This is a genomic window from Streptococcus porcinus (assembly GCF_901542335.1).
In the GTDB taxonomy this organism is placed as follows: Bacteria; Bacillota; Bacilli; order Lactobacillales; family Streptococcaceae; genus Streptococcus; species Streptococcus porcinus_A.
The window spans coordinates 1,238,637-1,257,811 of record NZ_LR594036.1 but is presented as its reverse complement, the minus strand read 5'-3'; the positions used below and the strand labels follow the sequence as shown (position 1 = coordinate 1,257,811).

General features: G+C 36.4%; 18 protein-coding genes, 1 pseudogene and 1 riboswitch. Of the genes and pseudogenes, 17 read left to right on the top strand and 2 right to left on the bottom strand.

Features of this window, described 5'->3' with window-relative positions:
- Positions 1-6: 6 nt before the first annotated feature.
- The 12 genes from FGK96_RS10460 (at position 7) to serB (ending at position 10,051) form a co-directional block, all read left to right on the top strand.
- Positions 7-162: a hypothetical protein gene (locus FGK96_RS10460; RefSeq protein WP_172601603.1), complete on the top strand. Its 156-nt coding sequence runs from the start codon at positions 7-9 to the stop codon at positions 160-162.
- Between the two features lies 1 nt (position 163).
- On the top strand, positions 164-562 hold the full coding sequence (locus FGK96_RS05935) for a DUF1366 domain-containing protein (RefSeq protein WP_138082232.1): 399 nt from the start codon (positions 164-166) through the stop codon (positions 560-562).
- A gap of 62 nt (positions 563-624) precedes the next feature.
- Positions 625-765: a hypothetical protein gene (locus FGK96_RS10455; RefSeq protein ID WP_172601602.1), complete on the top strand. Its 141-nt coding sequence runs from the start codon at positions 625-627 to the stop codon at positions 763-765.
- 10 nt (positions 766-775) lie between these two features.
- Complete coding sequence (locus FGK96_RS05930; protein ID WP_138082230.1) at positions 776-1,045, top strand: DUF7365 family protein; 270 nt, start codon at positions 776-778, stop codon at positions 1,043-1,045.
- 4 nt (positions 1,046-1,049) lie between these two features.
- A complete protein-coding gene (locus FGK96_RS05925; protein WP_138082228.1) occupies positions 1,050-1,382 on the top strand; it encodes a phage holin in 333 nt (110 codons plus the stop codon).
- 1 nt (position 1,383) lies between these two features.
- The gene (locus FGK96_RS05920; protein WP_138082226.1) at positions 1,384-2,589 is read left to right on the top strand and encodes a glucosaminidase domain-containing protein; all 1,206 of its coding nucleotides are present in this window, start codon (positions 1,384-1,386) and stop codon (positions 2,587-2,589) included.
- A gap of 219 nt (positions 2,590-2,808) precedes the next feature.
- Positions 2,809-3,045: a hypothetical protein gene (locus FGK96_RS05915; RefSeq protein WP_232045802.1), complete on the top strand. Its 237-nt coding sequence runs from the start codon at positions 2,809-2,811 to the stop codon at positions 3,043-3,045.
- Positions 3,046-3,579: 534 nt separating this feature from the next.
- Positions 3,580-4,797 carry an FtsW/RodA/SpoVE family cell cycle protein gene (locus tag FGK96_RS05910; protein WP_138082222.1) on the top strand — a complete coding sequence of 406 codons (1,218 nt, stop codon included), beginning with the start codon at positions 3,580-3,582 and terminating at the stop codon, positions 4,795-4,797.
- Between the two features lie 101 nt (positions 4,798-4,898).
- A complete protein-coding gene (locus FGK96_RS05905) occupies positions 4,899-5,459 on the top strand; it encodes an HAD-IA family hydrolase (RefSeq protein WP_138082220.1) in 561 nt (186 codons plus the stop codon).
- On the top strand, positions 5,460-7,412 hold the full coding sequence (gene gyrB, locus FGK96_RS05900; RefSeq protein WP_138082218.1) for a DNA topoisomerase (ATP-hydrolyzing) subunit B: 1,953 nt from the start codon (positions 5,460-5,462) through the stop codon (positions 7,410-7,412).
- A 152-nt stretch (positions 7,413-7,564) separates the two neighbouring features.
- Positions 7,565-9,289, top strand: a complete 1,725-nt coding sequence (gene ezrA, locus FGK96_RS05895) for a septation ring formation regulator EzrA (protein WP_138082216.1) — start codon at positions 7,565-7,567, stop codon at positions 9,287-9,289.
- A 105-nt stretch (positions 9,290-9,394) separates the two neighbouring features.
- The gene (gene serB / locus FGK96_RS05890) at positions 9,395-10,051 is read left to right on the top strand and encodes a phosphoserine phosphatase SerB (RefSeq protein WP_232045801.1); all 657 of its coding nucleotides are present in this window, start codon (positions 9,395-9,397) and stop codon (positions 10,049-10,051) included.
- Between the two features lie 596 nt (positions 10,052-10,647).
- Here serB and FGK96_RS05880 read toward each other — a convergent pair.
- On the bottom strand, positions 10,648-11,094 hold the full coding sequence (locus FGK96_RS05880) for a YueI family protein (RefSeq protein WP_138082212.1): 447 nt from the start codon (positions 11,092-11,094) through the stop codon (positions 10,648-10,650).
- A gap of 228 nt (positions 11,095-11,322) precedes the next feature.
- Between FGK96_RS05880 and eno the strand changes: the two genes are divergently transcribed.
- Positions 11,323-12,630 carry a surface-displayed alpha-enolase gene (gene eno / locus FGK96_RS05875; RefSeq protein WP_003082749.1) on the top strand — a complete coding sequence of 436 codons (1,308 nt, stop codon included), beginning with the start codon at positions 11,323-11,325 and terminating at the stop codon, positions 12,628-12,630.
- A gap of 242 nt (positions 12,631-12,872) precedes the next feature.
- On the opposite strand, the pseudogene FGK96_RS05870 reads toward eno, so the two are convergent.
- Positions 12,873-12,974: pseudogene (locus FGK96_RS05870) on the bottom strand (helix-turn-helix domain-containing protein); the annotation flags it as partial.
- 161 nt (positions 12,975-13,135) lie between these two features.
- Positions 13,136-13,249, top strand: a riboswitch (PreQ1 riboswitch).
- Here FGK96_RS05870 and FGK96_RS05865 point away from each other — a divergent pair.
- From FGK96_RS05865 to pulA, 4 genes are all read left to right on the top strand, one after another.
- Positions 13,247-13,756, top strand: a complete 510-nt coding sequence (locus FGK96_RS05865; protein WP_138082210.1) for a QueT transporter family protein — start codon at positions 13,247-13,249, stop codon at positions 13,754-13,756. It overlaps the preceding riboswitch by 3 nt.
- 106 nt (positions 13,757-13,862) lie before the next feature.
- Positions 13,863-15,821, top strand: a complete 1,959-nt coding sequence (ligA, locus tag FGK96_RS05860) for an NAD-dependent DNA ligase LigA (RefSeq protein ID WP_138082208.1) — start codon at positions 13,863-13,865, stop codon at positions 15,819-15,821.
- A gap of 14 nt (positions 15,822-15,835) precedes the next feature.
- A complete protein-coding gene (locus FGK96_RS05855) occupies positions 15,836-16,867 on the top strand; it encodes a diacylglycerol kinase family lipid kinase (protein ID WP_138082206.1) in 1,032 nt (343 codons plus the stop codon).
- Positions 16,867-19,167 (top strand): type I pullulanase, encoded by a 2,301-nt coding sequence (gene pulA / locus FGK96_RS05850; protein ID WP_138082204.1) that lies wholly within the window; start codon positions 16,867-16,869, stop codon positions 19,165-19,167. Before FGK96_RS05855 ends, pulA begins: the two co-directional genes overlap by 1 nt.
- Positions 19,168-19,175 lie beyond the last annotated feature (8 nt).

Below are 19,175 nucleotides of genomic sequence, written 5' to 3'. Positions count from 1 at the left end.
GGAAAAATGGACGAACAAATTAAATCAAATTTAGCTTTACAAATTGCACAATTATCGTTAGACAAAGCGACTTTGCAAGCTCAAAATGAACAATTGAGACAAGATGTATCAGCATTACAAACACAATTAGCAGAAGTAAGTAAAGAGGGAGAAGGTGACTAGAATGAAGCAATGGACAGTTGTTGGAAAACCTTTTGGCATTTATGAGGATGGCGTACTCGTAAAAACCGACGTCCGATTACAAGCTGATGATGGAACATATCTGCCACAAATTTTAACAGGAAATCACACAGAAAAAGAGAATCAGGAGCTTATCAAACTAGTACTTGATACGTTTGCAAAAGAAAATGTTGTCAACTTTGCCATTTTAGAGTCAGTTAAAGATATCGAACAACTTAAAGTCGATAAAGAATCAGTAACAAAAAAACTGACAGAAGTAGATACAGCAATGGAAAAAATGGCTAAAGCTACTATAGATATGCAAGCAAAAGTTGATAAAGCAGTCGTCGAATTGACAGAGCTAGTGACGACAACGCTAGCATCGTCTGTAGGTACAATTTGATGGAAAAGACATTAAACACTATAACAACTATATTTTACATGATCAAAAAAGGAGAATTTACTATGAAATTTACAACAAAACACTTTATCGTTGATGTTTGGTATCGCCGTGTTGCAAATGGGATTTGCGACTTTGAAGATGTACCAAAATTATTTAATTTACGTGATGCGGTAAAAGAGCTATTAGATCAGAAAGTTGAATAAGAGGTAATTTATGACAACAGATATCATTTTCGGTGTTGTCAGCTTTGGTGTCGGAATCATGACTATTTATAATATGTTTAACAGTAAGTCAATTAAACAAGCTACTGATATCACTTTGCTTAAATCAGAGGTTGAACATTTAAAAGTAGATGCTAGACAATTAAATCGACGCATGGAGACCGTAGAACAACAAAACCAAACACTACAAGTATTGTCAGAGCAAATCAAGAACTTGACATCTGACATAAATGAAATCAAATCGACATTAAAAGGAGTATAGAACAATGGAAGAATTACAACAAACAGTCGTTACCGCATCAATGACAATTATTACTATTGTTATTGGTATTTTAGTTAAATATGTTAAAGAGTACTTGCTCAAAAAGGGTGGGGAAAAGTCTGTTAAAATCGCCGAAATCGTCGCAAAAAACGCAGTCGAAGCTGTAGAACAGATTGCATACGACAAAGATATCAAAGGTATAGACAAGCTCACAGAAGCTAAAATCAGCATGCAAAATGAATTATCTAAGCATAATATTTATTTAAGCAATCAAGACATGGAAATGTTTATTGAAGCAGCTGTGAAAAGGATGAACGACAATTGGAAAGGTCAATAATATGTCATTTTTAGATGATATAAAAAATGGCTGTCTAAAAGGGTGGGAGCAATACAAAATTCTCCCCTCTTTAACAGCTGCACAAGCAATATTAGAGAGCGGGTGGGGTAAACATGCACCACATAACGCTCTGTTTGGGATTAAGGCAGACGCAAGCTGGACTGGTAAGTCGTTTAACTCCAAAACTCAGGAGGAGTATCAGTCAGGGGTTATGACTGATATAGTAGATAGTTTTAGAGCTTACGACAGTTGGACTGATAGCATTGTCGACCACGGTAAATTTTTAAACGATAATCCACGATATCAAGCAGTTATCGGTGAGACTGATTATAAAAAAGCTTGTCATGCCATAAAAGATGCGGGTTATGCGACTGCAAGTGGCTATGCAGAACTGCTTATACAGCTGATTGAGGAAAACGACTTACAAAAATGGGATGAGGAAGTCCATAAAAATAATAAGGAGGTAACAATGACAACAGCGGACGAAATTGTAAAATACTGTATCGATCTTGCAAATTCTGGTATGGGTGTTGATAAAGATGGCATGTATGGCACGCAGTGCGCAGATTTGCCTTGTTTTATCGCAAAAAATTGGTTTGGCGTAGATTTGTGGGGTAATGCTCTTGACCTATTAAATTCGGCTTCAGGGACTGGCTGGGAAGTGCATTATATGCCAACAGATGCAAATCCAAAAGCAGGAGCCGTTTTTGTAATGACTGTTTCTGCTCATCCATACGGGCACACAGGAGTTGTTATTGCCGACAGCGATGGTTATGCTATGCGTACTGTAGAGCAAAACATCGATGGGAATGCAGATGCTTTGGAAGTAGGAGCGCCAGCACGTTTCAATATTCGTGATTTTACTGGTGTCGTTGGCTGGTTCTACCCGCCTTATGCAAAAAACTCTCAACCGCAAGCACAAAAAACTTTACAATCTAAAACAACTGATGGGGTTGAGCTAATTCCAGAAAACGGAACTTTTACAGTAGAAGCAGATGTAATCAACGTTCGTCGAGCACCTAATTTAAATGGAGAAGTGGTCGCAACTTATAAAAGAGGTCAATCTGTAACTTACGATAGCAAAGGTTCAGCAAACGGTTATCGATGGATAAGCTATATCGGCGGTTCTGGCAAGCGAAATTATATGGCCATTGGTCAGACTGATGAAGAAGGGAATCGTATCAGTCTTTGGGGGAGTTTAAAATAAAAACAAGGAGAACTCCATAAATAGTGTTTAATGTAAAAATCACCGCTCTCTTAATTGAGGGCGGTTTGTTCAATTATTTATAAAATTACAAAAAAATAAAATTGATTTAATTTTATTTAAAGTATATAATCAAGCATGTGTCGACATGTGAAATTATAGAAAGAGAGTTGTATTTTAATTTATATGAAAAAGAAATTATTATTTGTTAGTGTATTGGCGTTGTTAACTACTGGTATTACCTTAAGTGCAGAGAAGACAGTTAGTGCTAATAGCAATCGTTTATCAAGTCTTAGTATCAAAAATATTCTTGATGAGTATGATCGTCAAATTAAATGGGATGTAAGTACTTATAATTCAATTTACCGCTACTGGCAGATGGAAATTCGGTATAATAACAAAACAGCTTCCGACATGCGCCAAGAATTAGATAAGGCTCTTCCAGATAATAACCAATAAGATAAATTTCATTATTTTTATTGCCTCCTTACTTCAAGTAAGGGGGTTTTTGCTTGGTAATGAAGTCTCCTAATATAAATTCGAAATAATATTTTTAAAATACTTTTCGAATAATAAAATAGGAGGAATAAAAATGACAGAATTAATCGTAAAGTTTGCAAAATGGAAGCGTGACAACCCTGATGAGTTTTTTTAAATGGGCTGAGGAGCACTGGTTTTTATTTTAAGTCTTGTGAAACGGACTTTTTTAATTATGGCGGTTGAAATGGAATTATAAAAGGGTGCAGAAAAGGGGCAAAATGGATTAAAAATAAAACTATTTTGAACTTCCTACTATATAAAAGCGCATTAAATTTAAGTGTTGAACTATTTTGAACTATACTGTACAATAGTGTTAGTGTCCTGCAGGGGCCATTTGTGAAAATTGTTAATAGTGACCAAATGTTTGGTCCTTTTTTCATTTTTTCGTGTTAAGGAAATCTTCTCTTCGTACTGTAATCTAAAGTGGTTCGATAATATAGAAAGTAGGATAAAATGGCATATCATAATAGAAGCCTTGATCATAAAATTGACTATGGCATTATCACTCCCGTTTTTTGTTTACTATTGATTGGTCTTCTGGCTGTTTATGTGGCAACCTATCATGATTATCCTAAAAATTTGACTAAAGTTATGGTTCAGCAGTTCTTATGGATAGGTTTTGGGTCCTTATTTGCCTTTGTTCTCATGTTTTTTAGTACCAGGTTTTTATGGAAGCTGACGCCTTTTCTTTATGCTTTAGGGCTTGTTTTGATGATTTTACCTCTATTTTTTAATAGCCCACAGCTAGTCGCTGCTACTGGCGCTAGGAATTGGATTACTATTGGCTCTGTAACTCTTTTTCAACCGTCAGAATTTATGAAAATTTCTTATATTCTAGTTTTGGCTCGTCTAACCGTATGGTTTAAGGGGAAAGAAGAAAGATTAACCTTTAAGGACGATTGGAAACTTCTAGGCTTGTATCTTTTATTAACTCTACCTGTGATGGTTCTCTTGGGTTTACAAAAAGACTTAGGGACAGCTATGGTTTTTCTGGCTATCTTGATTGGAGTCGTGTTAATCTCTGGTATTTCTTGGTGGCTTATTTTACCGATTGCTTTTGGCATTTTATCATCCATTGTAACTTTTTTTCTAGTTTTCATCCTCCCTCAAGGCAAGGACTTTTTCTTTAAGATGGGAATGGATGCTTATCAAATCAACCGGATTTCAGCTTTCTTAACGCCATTTAAGTATTCTGAAACTATTGCTTACCAGCAAACACAAAGCATGATTTCCATAGGAAGTGGAGGAATTTTTGGAAAGGGTTTTAATCACTTAGATTTACCAATTCCTGTGAGAGAAAGTGATATGATTTTCACTGTAATTGCTGAAAATTTTGGCTTTATTGGATCTGCAATTTTGTTAATGCTCTACCTCCTTTTAATATATAGAATGTTAAAAGTTACATTCGAATCTAACAATCTTTTCTACACCTATATTTCAACCGGCTTTATCATGATGATTCTCTTTCATATTTTTGAAAATATAGGCGCTGCTATCGGAATTTTACCACTGACAGGAATTCCCTTGCCCTTTATTTCACAAGGTGGCTCTGCTTTAATTTCCAATCTCATTGGTGTTGGTTTGATTCTGTCTATGAATTATCAACATGTGTTAGCGGGTGAAATTGAAAGCGAACAACAATTAAGAAGAAGTTATCGTTACGACTACTAAAAATTGTGATTGTCTGTATTACGTTTGTGTAATAACTAGACAATCCTTTTATTTTACTTTCATACTATAAAATGGGGGTAAAATATGTTATAATTAGGGTTATGAATTACGAAGATTACATTTGGGACTTAGGTGGCACTCTTTTAGATAATTATGAGACTTCTACCCAAGCATTCGTGGAAACTTTGGCTACTTATCATCTTTCTGGGAGCCATAAAGCTGTTTATGCCAAATTAAAAGAGTCGACAGAAGCTGCAGTTAACTACTTTGCACCTTTTGAGAGCCAGTTTCTTAATGATTATAAACTAAATGAAGCAATGGCTTTGTCCAATCCTATTTGGCGTGCTGGAGCTAAAGAAATACTCAAAAAGATAGTGGAAGATGGGAAACGTAATTTTTTAGTCTCTCATCGTGATAATCAAGTGTTACATCTCTTGGAAAAAGCTCATTTGAAGCAATATTTTACTGAGGTTGTGACCGCAAACAATGGTTTTGCACGTAAGCCCAACCCCGAAAGTATTCTCTACTTAAAAGAAAAATACCATATTCACAATGCTTTGGTCATTGGAGATCGTCCCATTGATTGCCAAGCAGGACAAGCCGCAAATTTTGATACTTTGCTTGTTGATGAAAATAAGTCATTATTGGAGATAGTAAATTAAATGATTGAAGAAAACAAACCGTTAGAAGACAATGTACAAGAGTATGACGCCAGCCAAATTCAAGTTTTAGAAGGATTAGAAGCTGTTCGCATGCGTCCAGGAATGTATATTGGATCAACTTCATCTGAAGGCTTGCATCACCTGGTTTGGGAGATTGTCGATAATTCTATTGATGAGGCCTTGGCTGGGTTTGCTAGCCATATCGAGGTTTTTATCGAGGAAGATAACTCCATCACTGTTATTGACGATGGTCGTGGGATTCCCGTAGATATTCAAGCTAAGACTGGAAGACCAGCGGTTGAGACAGTATTTACTGTTTTACACGCCGGTGGTAAATTTGGCGGAGGTGGTTATAAAGTCTCTGGTGGTTTGCACGGTGTTGGCTCATCAGTTGTTAATGCTTTATCAACCCAATTAGATGTCAGAGTCTACAAAAATGGTCAAATTCATTATCAAGAATTTAAACGCGGAGTTGTTGTTGATGACTTGAAGATTATTGGAGAAACTGAATTAACAGGGACTACGGTCCATTTTACACCTGATCCAGAAATTTTTACAGAAACGGTTATTTTTAACTTTGATAAACTTGCTAAGAGAATACAAGAACTTGCTTTCTTGAATCGTGGTTTAAGAATATCAATCTCAGATAAACGCTCAGGTATACAACAAGAAAAGGATTTTCACTATGAAGGTGGTATTGGTTCTTATGTTGAATACCTCAATGAAAAAAAAGATGTTATTATTGAAACTCCCATTTACACAGATGGGGAGATGGACGGAATTGCTGTAGAAGTTGCAATGCAGTATACTACTGGTTACCATGAAAACGTCATGAGTTTTGCTAATAATATTCATACCCATGAAGGCGGAACCCATGAGCAGGGTTTCCGAACTGCTTTAACTAGAGTAATCAATGATTATGCTAAAAAGAATAAGATTCTAAAAGAAAATGATGATAATCTGACTGGTGAAGATGTGCGCGAGGGCTTAACTGCAGTAATCTCTGTCAAACACCCAAACCCCCAGTTTGAAGGTCAAACAAAAACAAAATTGGGGAATTCTGAGGTTGTCAAAATTACAAACCGTTTGTTTAGTGAAGCCTTTCATCGTTTCTTATTAGAAAACCCCCAAATTGCTAGGAAAATTGTTGAAAAAGGTATTCTAGCCTCTAAGGCAAGGATAGCAGCAAAACGTGCGCGTGAAGTAACGCGTAAAAAATCAGGTCTAGAAATTTCAAATTTACCAGGAAAACTTGCGGACTGTTCCTCTAACGATGCCAGTCAAAATGAGCTTTTTATAGTCGAAGGAGACTCTGCTGGAGGTTCTGCTAAATCTGGACGAAATCGGGAATTTCAAGCAATTTTACCTATTCGTGGTAAGATATTAAATGTTGAAAAAGCGACGATGGATAAAATCTTGGCTAATGAAGAAATTAGAAGTTTGTTTACGGCTATGGGAACGGGCTTTGGAGCTGATTTTGATGTAAGTAAAGCAAGGTATCAAAAATTAGTTATCATGACAGATGCTGATGTTGATGGAGCCCATATTAGAATGCTACTCTTAACCTTGATTTATCGCTTTATGCGTCCAGTTCTTGAGGCGGGCTATGTTTATATCGCTCAGCCACCAATCTATGGTGTCAAAGTCGGCAATGAAATAAAAGAATATATTCAGCCAGGTGTCAACCAAGAAACACAATTACAAGATGCTTTAGAAAAATTTAGTAACGGCCGATCAAAACCTTCAGTTCAACGTTATAAAGGTTTAGGAGAAATGGATGATCACCAATTATGGGAAACGACCATGGATCCTGAGAATCGTTTAATGGCAAAAGTAACAGTTGACGATGCTGCTGAAGCTGATCGAGTTTTTGATATGTTAATGGGTGACCGTGTTGAGCCACGACGTGAATTTATTGAAGAAAATGCAGTCTATAGTACGCTTGATATTTAGTGAAATATCCTTTGAAAAGCACTTTAAAGTATGTTATAATCGAAACGTTATAATGTATTTTTGATAAATTTTAATAAAGTAGCGAACTATCACTAAATCTAGAAATGTATTTAATAAAAAGTGATTACACCGCATAAAATAAGGAGATTAAGATGTCAAGCGGAATTATTTTGCTCATTGTAGCTATAGTCCTACTTGTGATTATTGCCTATTTAATAGGAGTCATTATTAGAAAACGTAATGAGTCATTGATTAGTAGTCTAGAAGATAGAAAAGTAGAACTATTTGGCTTACCTGTAAATGATGAAATTGAGGAAGTCAAATCCTTACATTTGATTGGTCAAAGTCAAACATCTTTTAGAGAATGGAACCAAAAATGGGTTGATTTAACCCTCAATTCTTTTGCTGATATTGAAAATCATTTGTTTGAGGCTGAGAAATTGAATGACGCTTTCAATTTTATTCGTGCCAAACATGAGATTAACAATGTCGAAAGTCAGTTGAACTTAGTGGAAGAAGATATTCAGTCTATCCGCGAAGCTTTAGATATCCTAAAAGAACAAGAAGAAAAAAATAGCGCTCGTGTGACGCATGCTTTAGATTTATATGAAAACCTTCAAAAATGGATCTTAGAGCATGATGATAATTTTGGCGCAACTAAGCCTGAAATTGACAAACAAATGAAGAATATTGAGACTGAATTTTCACAGTTTGTCACTTTAAATTCTTCTGGAGACCCAGTTGAGGCTTCTGAAGTGCTTGATCGAGCTGAAGAGCACACGATTGCGCTTGGTCAGATTACAGAACAAATTCCAGCAATTGTTGAAAAACTTGAAACACATTTTCCAGACCAATTAGATGATCTTGAGTCAGGTTACCGTCGTCTATTAGAAGAAAATTATCATTTTGCTGAGACTAATATTGAGGCACGTTTTCAGGAAATTAGAGAAGCTATTCGGACAAACTCTTCTGATTTAGCCAATCTTGATTTAGACAGTGCTAGGGAAAATAATAATCATATACAAGAACGTATCGATTCATTGTATGATTTGTTTGAACGTGAAATAAAGGCTCATAAACAGGTCGCAAGAGACAGTAAGATTATTCCTTCCTACTTAGCACATGCTAAGGAAAATAATCAAAAACTTACTGATGAAATGGCACGTTTATCACGTAAGTATATCATTACTGAAAACCAAACTTTAAATGTAAAAGCTTTTGAAAAGGATATCAAAGATGTTGAAGAAAATACTCTTGAACTAGCAAAAGATATCTCGAATCAAGAAGTTCCTTATTCGGAATTGCAAGTTCTTTTTGATAAATACTTGAAAAAACTTGGAGCTGTGGAAACAGGCCAAATTGAAGTCTTTGATTCTATTAAGGATATTGAAGCCATTGAAGTAAAAGCGCGCAAAGACGCTGATAAGTTTGTGGCGCAACTTCATATGATCAAGCGTTTTATCGAAAAACGTAATTTACCTGGGATTCCTCAAGATTATCTCAATGTTTTCTTTACAACATCAACGCAACTCGAAGCTTTAATGGACGAACTAAGTAAAGGTAAGATAGATATCGAGGCTATCGTGCGTTTATCTGATATTTCAAGTGCTTCAATCGCAAACTTAGAAGATTATACTTACCAAGTTGTCGGAAATGCTACCTTAACAGAACAATTATTACAGTATTCTAATCGTTATCGTAGTTTTGAAGCTGGAGTGCAATCTTCCTTTGAAGTAGCTATGCATTTGTTTGAGGTTGAACATGATTATCAAGCCTCATTTGATGAAATTTCTTATGCATTAGAAACAGTTGAACCCGGTGTTACCGGCAGATTTGTGAATTCTTATGAACGAACAAAAGAACGGATTCGATTTTAAAGTTTGAGCACAATGCTCGAACTTTTTTATATTGCCTTTAATTATAATTTTCTGTAAAATAAGAACAGTATTTGAAAGCTTATTGTATGCAATGAGGGAGAAATGATGAAAGATGTAAAAGGTCTTCTACTTATGGACGTTGATTCGACCCTAATTAAAGAAGAAGTGATTGATTTACTAGGGCAAGAAGCTGGCATAGGTTTGGAGATTGCAGAAATTACTGACCAAGCAATGAATGGCCTACTAGATTTTGAAGAAGCATTACGAGAGCGTGTTAAACTGTTAAAGGGTCTACCTGTCTCAGTTTTTAAACAGGTCTATCAGCAAATTCATTTACAAAAAGGGGCTAAAGAGTTAATTGAAGTTATGCATGCTAAAGGTTTTAAAGTGGGTGTGGTTTCTGGAGGATTTCATGAAGTCATTGATCCTTTAGCCCATGAATTGAAACTTGATTATGTCAAGGCTAATAAACTAGAGGTTAGTGGTGGTTATTTGACGGGACAAGTCACTGGGCAAGTGGTTAATAAAAATGTTAAATACCAGTGTTTATTAGAGTGGGCTGATGAAAATCAACTAGAATTAGCGGATACTATCGCCATGGGAGATGGAGCCAATGATTTGCCAATGATCCAAGCAGCTGGGCTAGGAGTCGCTTTTTGTGCCAAGAGTATCGTTAAAGCGCAAGCTCCATATCAAATAAATAAAGCAGATTTAATGGAGCTGCTTCCCTTAATTGAAAAGCGAGAATTGTCAAATGAATAGAATTAACCTTATATGCCTAGGTGTGAGAAACATGAAGATTCGGTAAAATTTTATCGCGATGGTCTGGATTTTGAAACAAAAGAAACAAGAACAAGTCCAGAAGTTATTTTTTAAATAGTGCAGGTATAAAATTGGAGCTGTACCCTATTGCAGAGCTGACGCTAGAATTTCAAAGGAACCCAAAAGTGTTTTCTGGGACGGATTTCATGCTTACCTTGCTGATCCGGATGCCTATATGGGGGAAGTTTGCTGGAATCCAGAAATGGCATTTGATGACCAGGGGATGGTAATCTTCTGATGGGATATAGTGTTACCAGATATTGATTGTCAGATGGCAAAGCTCGAGTTGCTCTGGAGAGTCAGGATATTAGTTATTGCTAACGAAACCTTTGTATATGTTAAGGAAGATGCTAATAGTGACATTTTCAATTAAAAAACTATAAAAAGAAACCAGTATGCACTGTTTATCTCAATTTAAGATAAAAATCTTAGAATGGAGATTGAAGAGTGTACGCTGGTTTCTATTTGTTGGTAATGAGTATTATTTCAGTTCAAAGGCCGGCCAGTAGACTGTTTTATGTCTTTGGTCGTTCTGGCTATTCCCCAAACAACTGTTGCCAAAAAGATTTTTTTTGTTTGGAGACCTCTGTGTTTTTCTGTTGAGATAGAGACGATGCGATAGAAGTTTCATTTAAATTGACAGCGTGGTCGGTATGTAAAACGATGGCAAATGGTGATTGGGCGCTTATCTCATCTACAATCGTTGTAGGGATATTTCTTTTACTTGCTAATTTCATGTAAGCTATTTGGTAGTCAGATTCTAACTCTGAGGACAACTTTAATGACAAAGGTGAGTATTGTTCAACCAAACTTGGTAACAGGCGTTCAAATTCCAGCTTTGCAATATCATTTTCGATACCTTCAAGCGGTATCGTTAAAAGAACTCTTTCAGCAAATGTTCCTAAATAATAACGCTGCTGATCTGGATCTAGACGATACTCACCGTGGGCACTTTTTAATAATTTTTGGTCTAACGAGTCCATAATATCCTCCTTAAATGGGAATAAGCTTAGTAACATTATACTGATTTTTAGATTAAAAAGCTATTAAAATATGCATTCTGAAACTTTCTATAGTTTTCAGAAAGACAAGAAAAAACAAGGCGAAAGTTAGTGATTGTTTTCATAAGCTTGTTTTTTAAGTTGAATCTGCTCTGTTTTTGTGGTATTATTAACATGTAAAATATTAAAACTCATAAGGAGAGTATTATAATGTCAATTATTACTGATGTTTACGCTCGCGAAGTCCTTGACTCACGCGGTAACCCAACACTTGAAGTAGAAGTTTATACTGAATCAGGTGCATTCGGACGTGGTATGGTTCCTTCAGGAGCTTCAACTGGTGAACACGAAGCAGTTGAACTTCGTGATGGTGATAAATCTCGTTACCTTGGTCTTGGTACACAAAAAGCTGTTGATAACGTTAACAACATTATCGCTGAAGCAATCATCGGTTACGATGTTCGCGATCAACAAGCTATCGACCGTGCGATGATCGCCCTTGACGGTACTCCTAACAAAGGTAAACTTGGTGCTAACGCTATTCTTGGTGTTTCCATTGCTGTAGCTCGTGCAGCAGCTGACTACCTTGAAGTTCCGCTTTACACTTACCTTGGCGGATTCAACACTAAAGTTCTTCCAACTCCTATGATGAACATTATCAACGGTGGTTCTCACTCTGATGCTCCGATTGCCTTCCAAGAGTTTATGATTATGCCAGTTGGTGCACCTACTTTCAAAGAAGCTCTTCGTTGGGGTGCTGAAGTTTTCCATGCTCTTAAGAAAATCCTTAAAGAACGTGGACTTGTTACAGCTGTTGGTGACGAAGGTGGCTTCGCTCCTAAATTTGATGGAACTGAAGATGGTGTAGAAACTATTCTTAAAGCTATTGAAGCTGCTGGCTATGAAGCAGGCGAAAATGGAATCATGATTGGTTTCGACTGTGCTTCATCAGAATTCTACGATAAAGAACGTGGTGTTTACGATTACTCTAAATTTGAAGGTGAAGGTGGAGCAGTCCGTACTTCTGCTGAACAAATTGATTACCTTGAAGAATTAGTAAACAAATACCCAATCATCACTATTGAAGATGGTATGGATGAAAATGACTGGGACGGTTGGAAAGCTCTTACTGAACGTCTTGGTGGACGTGTTCAATTGGTTGGTGACGACTTCTTCGTTACAAATACTGACTATTTAGCGCGTGGTATCAAAGAAGAAGCAGCTAACTCAATCCTTATCAAAGTTAACCAAATTGGTACATTAACTGAAACTTTTGAAGCTATTGAAATGGCAAAAGAAGCTGGCTATACTGCAGTTGTTTCACACCGTTCGGGTGAAACTGAAGATTCAACAATTGCTGACATCGCAGTTGCAACAAATGCTGGTCAAATCAAAACAGGTTCATTGTCACGTACAGACCGTATTGCTAAATATAATCAATTGCTTCGTATTGAAGATCAGCTTGGTGAAGTTGCTCAATACAAAGGTATTAAATCATTCTATAACTTAAAAAAATAAGTGCTGAAATTACAGTTAGTCATGAAAAGAATATGACTGACTAAGCTTAAAGGTTAGTAGAAAATGAAAAACTTGGGGAAACCCAAGTTTTTTGTGCTTTTCTTAGAATCTCTCAGGATAAGTAATAGTGGCGAATACTTTTATCTGCTTCCTAATATTGGCTAGATGACATTTATGTTACGAGTTAGTAAGATAAATTAAGGATGTTGAAAAGTTTGGCAATAAATTTTGTCGCTGAAAGAAGCTATTTCACGTTCTGAATACCCTTCTTTAAGCCATCGTTCAATATTTCTTCTCTCAGTTAGGGTTAAATGTTTTCCTTTTTGGGGATAATAGTCTTGCATCTCAGAGTCCTTTTAATGTGTTTGTGGTGAATGACATTATGTCTCTCTGTGGTGTTTTTTAATAGCCTGAGTGGCTAACTTCATCTTAGAACATTCAATATCAGGATAGTGAGGTTAATTTCCACACAAAAGGATAGTCTCTCTTTTTTTATCAGCTCTTTTGTGGTATACTAAAAAGGTTGCCATGCAACCCTTGGTGCTTAGTTCCCTTTCGCCAAGCATATTACAAATGTTATTAGCAAAGATTTCTGATAACATTAAAGGAGAAAATAATGAAATCTTATACTACCCGTGACTATGTTCACATTTCCCTAGTGACTGCACTCTATGTTGTTCTGACTATTACACCACCTCTGAATGCTATATCTTATGGAGCCTATCAGTTTAGAGTGGCAGAGATGCTAAACTTTTTAGCCTTTTTTAACAAGAAATACATCGTTGCCGTTACCATGGGATGTATAATTGCAAACTTTTATAGTTTTGGCTTAATTGATGTCTTAGTTGGTGGTACTTCAACCCTTGCATTTGTTACCTTAGGCGTGGTGTTATTTGAGAAGTATAAGAATGATTATATATTTAATGGATTATTAAACAAAGCTTTCCTTTATTTTTCTTTATTTTTTGCAGCTTCTATGATTACAGTGGCAATAGAGTTAGTTTTTGTTGCTAAGTTGCCCTTCTTTATGACATGGTTTACGACTGCAGTCGGTGAATTTACATCGCTTATCATTGGAGCTTTAATTATTAATCAATTAGCTAGGCGCATTGATTTAAGTCAATGATCTTAGATTGAAGACAGATTTTCTAAATAGATTAGAGTCTGTTTTTTATTTATAAAGGTGGTAGACTCAATCATGTATTTGAAAGGAATTATGATAGAATAAAGGTATGGAAAAAAGAATTATTGAGTTAACAAATCTCTTGAATCAGTATCGACAAGAATACTATACAAATGATAATCCTACTATCAGTGATCAAGAATATGATAAACTTTATCATGAATTGTTAGCATTAGAAACAGAATATCCCGAATTTATTCAAAAAGATAGCCCGACACAAGGAGTTGGTGGGCTTATTTTATCTGGTTTTGAAAAATATCAACATCCCTATCCCCTATATAGTTTACAGGATGCTTTTTCGCAAGAAGAGTTAGTTGCATTTGATCGGCGAATTAAATTAGAATTCCCAACAGTAACTTATGTGGCAGAGCTTAAGATTGATGGCTTATCTATTTCCTTAAATTACAAAGGTGGAAAATTAGTAACGGGTGCTACACGGGGAGATGGCTCTGTTGGGGAAAATATCACTGAAAACATAAAAAAAATTAAAGATATTCCACAAATTATAAAAGAGCCTATTGACATCACTGTTCGAGGTGAGGCATATATGTCTAAACACTCTTTTCAAATGATTAACGTCGAAAGACAAGAAAATGGGGAAACAGAGTTTGCTAATCCTAGAAATGCAGCAGCAGGAACCCTTCGCCAGTTAGATACCTCAATTGTGGGCAAAAGAAATTTAGCAAGTTTTCTCTATCAAGAAGCTAGTCCCAGTCAGGAAACAACTCAAGTAGGCGTATTAGACAAATTGACTCACTTGGGATTTTCTGTCAATAAGCACCGCATGGTATCGTCTTCCATGGAAGATATTTGGCAATTTATTCAAAAAATTGAGGCAGATCGTGCTCAATTGCCTTATGATATTGATGGCATAGTAATTAAGGTAGCTGACCTCGCAATGCAAGAAGAGTTAGGCTTTACTGTAAAAGCCCCACGCTGGGCAATTGCGTATAAATTTCCAGCTGAAGAAAAAGAAGCTGAGATTTTATCTGTGGATTGGACGATAGGACGAACTGGGGTTGTAACACCTACCGCTAATTTAACACCAGTTCAGCTTGCAGGAACCACAGTAAGTCGCGCTACATTGCATAATGTCGACTATATTGCTCAAAAAGATATTCGTGTCGGTGATACTGTTATTGTCTATAAAGCTGGCGATATTATTCCGGCAGTTTTACGTGTTGTAACAGATAAAAGAAAAGATCAGGAACCAATAGTAATTCCTAATATTTGTCCATCTTGTCAGAGTTCCTTAACTCACTTGGAAGATGAAGTAGCCCTACGTTGCATAAATCCATTGTGTCCTAGCTTGATGCGAAGAAGTTTGGAACATTTTGCTAGCCGAAATGCTATGAACATTGCTGGTTTGGGACCTGCAGTAGTTGAAAAACTTTTTACTGCTCAATTAATTCATGACGTTGCTGATATATATAGACTCAGTCGCGAACAGTTATTGTCTTTAGAAGGTATTAAAGAAAAATCAGCTGATAAATTATTGTCTGCTATTGCTGATTCTAAAGAAAAATCGGCTGAAAAACTTCTTTTTGGCTTGGGGATTAGACATGTTGGCGAAAAAGCAAGTCGTCTCTTGTTAGAAACATTTGGTGATATTGAAACCTTAATGCAAGCTGATGAAGAAACTATTGCTCAAATAGATGGCCTGGGTCATGTTATTGCTAATTCCATAGCTCAATATTTTGCTAAGCCAGAGGCTCAGCAATTGTTATATGAGTTGAAATCTCAAGGCCTCAATCTGAGTTATTTAGGCCAAAGAGTAGATCAATCTGCGCCGCTTTATGGTCTTACAGTTGTTCTAACTGGAAAGTTAGAGGAGATGGGGCGTAGCGAAGCGAAGACTAAACTTGAAAATCTTGGAGCTAAAGTAACATCTAGTGTCTCTAAAAAAACAGATGTGGTTCTTGCTGGAAGCGACTCCGGCTCTAAGCTAGATAAAGCAAAACAGTTAGGTATTAGGATTGAAGATGAACAATGGTTATTGGATTTATAATGACGAGGTAAAAAATGACAAAGCTAAAGAGAGCTAGGCTGATTTACAATCCGACATCTGGACAAGAAATAATGAAGAAAAATGTTGCGGATGTTTTAGATATTTTAGAAAGTTATGGTTATGAAACATCAGCTTTTCAAACAACTGCAGAGCCTAAATCAGCCCAGAAAGAAGCGAGACGTGTTGCAGAGACCGGTGTGGATTTAATCATCGCAGCAGGTGGTGACGGTACTATTAATGAAGTTGTTAGTGGCATCGCTCCCTTAAATAAGCGCCCTAAAATGGCCATTATCCCAACGGGGACGACCAATGATTTTGCCCGTGCTTTAAAGATTCCAAGGGGAAATCCTATCAAGGCTGCAAAGTTAATTGGGAAGAACCAAACGATTAAAATGGATATTGGGAAAGCGCGTGAAAAGGAATACTTTATCAATATTGCTGCTGCGGGGTCACTAACAGAATTAACTTACAGTGTTCCAAGTCAGCTCAAAACAATGTTTGGTTATCTAGCTTATTTGGCAAAAGGCGTTGAATTATTACCTCGTGTTAAAAATGTTCCTGTTAGAATCACTCATGACAGAGGCATTTTTGAAGGAGAAGTTTCAATGATTTTTGCAGCTATTACTAATTCTGTGGGGGGGTTTGAGATGATTGCTCCTGATGCAAAATTAGATGATGGGATGTTTACATTGATTCTAGTCAAAACGGCTAATTTATTTGAGATTGTCCACTTACTTCGGCTTGTGCTTGATGGTGGTAAACATGTTAATGACCGTCGAATTGAATATATTAAAACGAGTAAAATTTCTATTGAACCAAAATCAGATAGTAGAATGATGATTAATTTAGATGGTGAATACGGTGGTGATGCACCTATTGTTATCGAAAATCTCAAAAATCATATTACTTTTTTTGCCAATACTGATTTGATTTCTGATGATGCTTATGATATCAATGACGGGGAACCAGAGATAGAAGAAATTGCACAAAAATTTGCCCATGAAGTAGAAGATTTAGAAGAAAAAAATGGAGGGATTAGGAACTAATGAAGAATGCTGTTACGGTACATTTCCATTCTAAAGATGAGAGTTATTTTGACTTCAATTTATGGAAATGGCGTGATGGCGAACTTGGAAAGGATGCCTTTTTCACAAGTTTTGATAGTTTTGGCCTTGTGGCACAATTAGATTTTGATGCCCCTTATTTTTTAAATCATGTATATGTTATTGTTAAAAAACATTATTGGCGCTATAAAACCAAAGATTATCGGATAGAAAGAGCTTATGGTTCACCTAAAACCGAAGTTTGGTTAGTAGATGGTGATGACACTGTCTATTATTCTCGACAGGCAGCAATAGCAAGCCATTGTTACAAAAATCGTGAAGCGCATGCTTTTGATATGGCTGTTAATAGCAGAGCTTTCGACCAAAAGTGGGGCTTTTCGGGCTGGCTAGGTTTTTCCTATTCGAAAGAAAAAACGGAATTTCGTCTTTGGGCTCCTACGGCACTAGCGGTAGAAATTGTTTTATTTTCTTCAACCGCTGAGAATGCTAGTGTTTTAGCGGTTTACCCAATGATACGTGGTGAGCATGAGGATAGGAATGATCATAGGCAAAATACACATGGAGTTTGGTTTATCGATCTGAATGGCGATTTAAATTATCAAGCTTATATGTATCGTGTTCACTATCGTAAAAGGACTTTTAATGACACACGTGATCCCTATACCATTGCTACGACAGCAAAGGGGAAACGGTCAATTGTTATTGCTCCTGAGCATTTAAGACCAAAAGGTTTTTCAGTAAAACAAAAAGAAGGTGCATGGTGGAGACTTGATAACCCCAATCAAGCGGTTATTTACGAGATGCACGTCAGAGATTTTTCGATTTCAGAAACATCAGGAGTTAGTGTAGAAAATAGAGGCAAGTTTAAAGGTCTATTTGAAGGAGGTACTACTAATTCCTATGGAGACGCAAGTGCTTTTGACTATGTTAAAGATTTAGGTGTGACACATATCCAATTGCAACCTATCTTTGATCATCATCAGACTTTGGAGGAAGATGGAAACTATGCTTATAACTGGGGTTATGATCCTGAAAATTATAATGTTCCTGATGCTAGTTTCACTAGTAATCCTGATGAACCGGCTACTCGAATTCTCGAATTGAAAGAAGCTATTCAAGCATACCATGATGCTGGTATTAATATTATCATGGATGTTGTTTATAATCATACTTATTCGTCACAAGATTCAGTTTTTCAACTAACGGTTCCAGACTATTATTATCGAATGAATCCAGATGGTTCTTTTCAGAATGGTTCTGGCTGTGGTAATGAAACGGCTAGTGAAAAGGAAATGTTTCAAAAATATATGATTGATTCTATCTTATATTGGGTCACAGAGTACAATATTGATGGTTTTCGTTTTGACTTAATGGGATTGCATGATATAGAGACAATGACCTCTATCCGTCAAGCTATTAATCAGATTGATAGCCGTATCTTAATATATGGCGAGGGCTGGGATATGGGAACTGGTATTTCTCCTGAACAAAAAGCTACAAAGGCAAATGCTGCTAAGTTGCCTGGTATAGGTTTTTTCAATGATGATCAACGCAATGCTATAAAAGGTGCAGAAGTGTATGGCCATCTAGAGAGAGGATTTGTCTCAGGTGCAGCCACGGAAGATGTGGTAGCTAAAGCAATCTTAGCAAGTGATGAACTTGTTCCCTACTTAAGTCCAGATCAAGTTATTAATTATGTTGAAGCGCATGATAATTATAATCTAAATGACCTCTTTTGGGCACTTAATCCAGATGATGATCAAGCTACACATAGAAAACGAGTGCAGTTAGCGACAGCGATGACTATTCTGATGCAAGGAGTTTGCTTTATGCAGATAGGGCAAGAATTTTTGCGAACCAAGAGAATTGCTACAAGTCAAGATGGTTGTTTAAGTCAGGAAGATTTACAACGCGCGATGAATTCGTATAATGCACCAGATGCTGTAAATCAGATTGACTGGGAAATGGTTACAAAAGAATCAGAAACAATAGCATTTGTGAAAAAATTGATCCAATTGAAAACGGAAACGAAATTCTTTTCATATCAAACATTTTCTGAGATTAGACAGCATGTCTACCTTGAGTCATCCCAGCGTGATAGTGGATTTATCAGCTTTACGGTGGAAGATAGAAAGAAGTATCAAGTCATTTTCACATCTTTCGGAAAACGCTTGCAATCAAAAAATCAAAGTGCTATAATTGTAACAAATGATAAGCGCTTTCAAATTGAGACCGATTTTATTGATCAATTGACAGCATTGGTCCTTGATATCACAGAGTAACCTGAAGA

Excerpts from the sequence above, each read along its gene's own strand:
- FGK96_RS10455 (WP_172601602.1), top strand. The coding sequence starts at position 625 with ATGAAATTTACAACAAAACACTTTATCGTTGATGTTTGGTATCGCCGT.
- FGK96_RS05880 (WP_138082212.1), bottom strand. The coding sequence starts at position 11,094 with ATGGACTCGTTAGACCAAAAATTATTAAAAAGTGCCCACGGTGAGTAT.
- pulA (WP_138082204.1), top strand. The coding sequence starts at position 16,867 with ATGAAGAATGCTGTTACGGTACATTTCCATTCTAAAGATGAGAGTTAT.
- gyrB (WP_138082218.1), top strand. The coding sequence starts at position 5,460 with ATGATTGAAGAAAACAAACCGTTAGAAGACAATGTACAAGAGTATGAC.
- FGK96_RS05920 (WP_138082226.1), top strand. The coding sequence starts at position 1,384 with ATGTCATTTTTAGATGATATAAAAAATGGCTGTCTAAAAGGGTGGGAG.
- FGK96_RS05925 (WP_138082228.1), top strand. The coding sequence starts at position 1,050 with ATGGAAGAATTACAACAAACAGTCGTTACCGCATCAATGACAATTATT.
- eno (WP_003082749.1), top strand. The coding sequence starts at position 11,323 with ATGTCAATTATTACTGATGTTTACGCTCGCGAAGTCCTTGACTCACGC.
- serB (WP_232045801.1), top strand. The coding sequence starts at position 9,395 with ATGAAAGATGTAAAAGGTCTTCTACTTATGGACGTTGATTCGACCCTA.
- ligA (WP_138082208.1), top strand. The coding sequence starts at position 13,863 with ATGGAAAAAAGAATTATTGAGTTAACAAATCTCTTGAATCAGTATCGA.
- FGK96_RS05865 (WP_138082210.1), top strand. The coding sequence starts at position 13,247 with ATGAAATCTTATACTACCCGTGACTATGTTCACATTTCCCTAGTGACT.
- FGK96_RS05855 (WP_138082206.1), top strand. The coding sequence starts at position 15,836 with ATGACAAAGCTAAAGAGAGCTAGGCTGATTTACAATCCGACATCTGGA.
- FGK96_RS10460 (WP_172601603.1), top strand. The coding sequence starts at position 7 with ATGGACGAACAAATTAAATCAAATTTAGCTTTACAAATTGCACAATTA.
- FGK96_RS05905 (WP_138082220.1), top strand. The coding sequence starts at position 4,899 with ATGAATTACGAAGATTACATTTGGGACTTAGGTGGCACTCTTTTAGAT.
- FGK96_RS05930 (WP_138082230.1), top strand. The coding sequence starts at position 776 with ATGACAACAGATATCATTTTCGGTGTTGTCAGCTTTGGTGTCGGAATC.
- ezrA (WP_138082216.1), top strand. The coding sequence starts at position 7,565 with ATGTCAAGCGGAATTATTTTGCTCATTGTAGCTATAGTCCTACTTGTG.
- FGK96_RS05910 (WP_138082222.1), top strand. The coding sequence starts at position 3,580 with ATGGCATATCATAATAGAAGCCTTGATCATAAAATTGACTATGGCATT.
- FGK96_RS05935 (WP_138082232.1), top strand. The coding sequence starts at position 164 with ATGAAGCAATGGACAGTTGTTGGAAAACCTTTTGGCATTTATGAGGAT.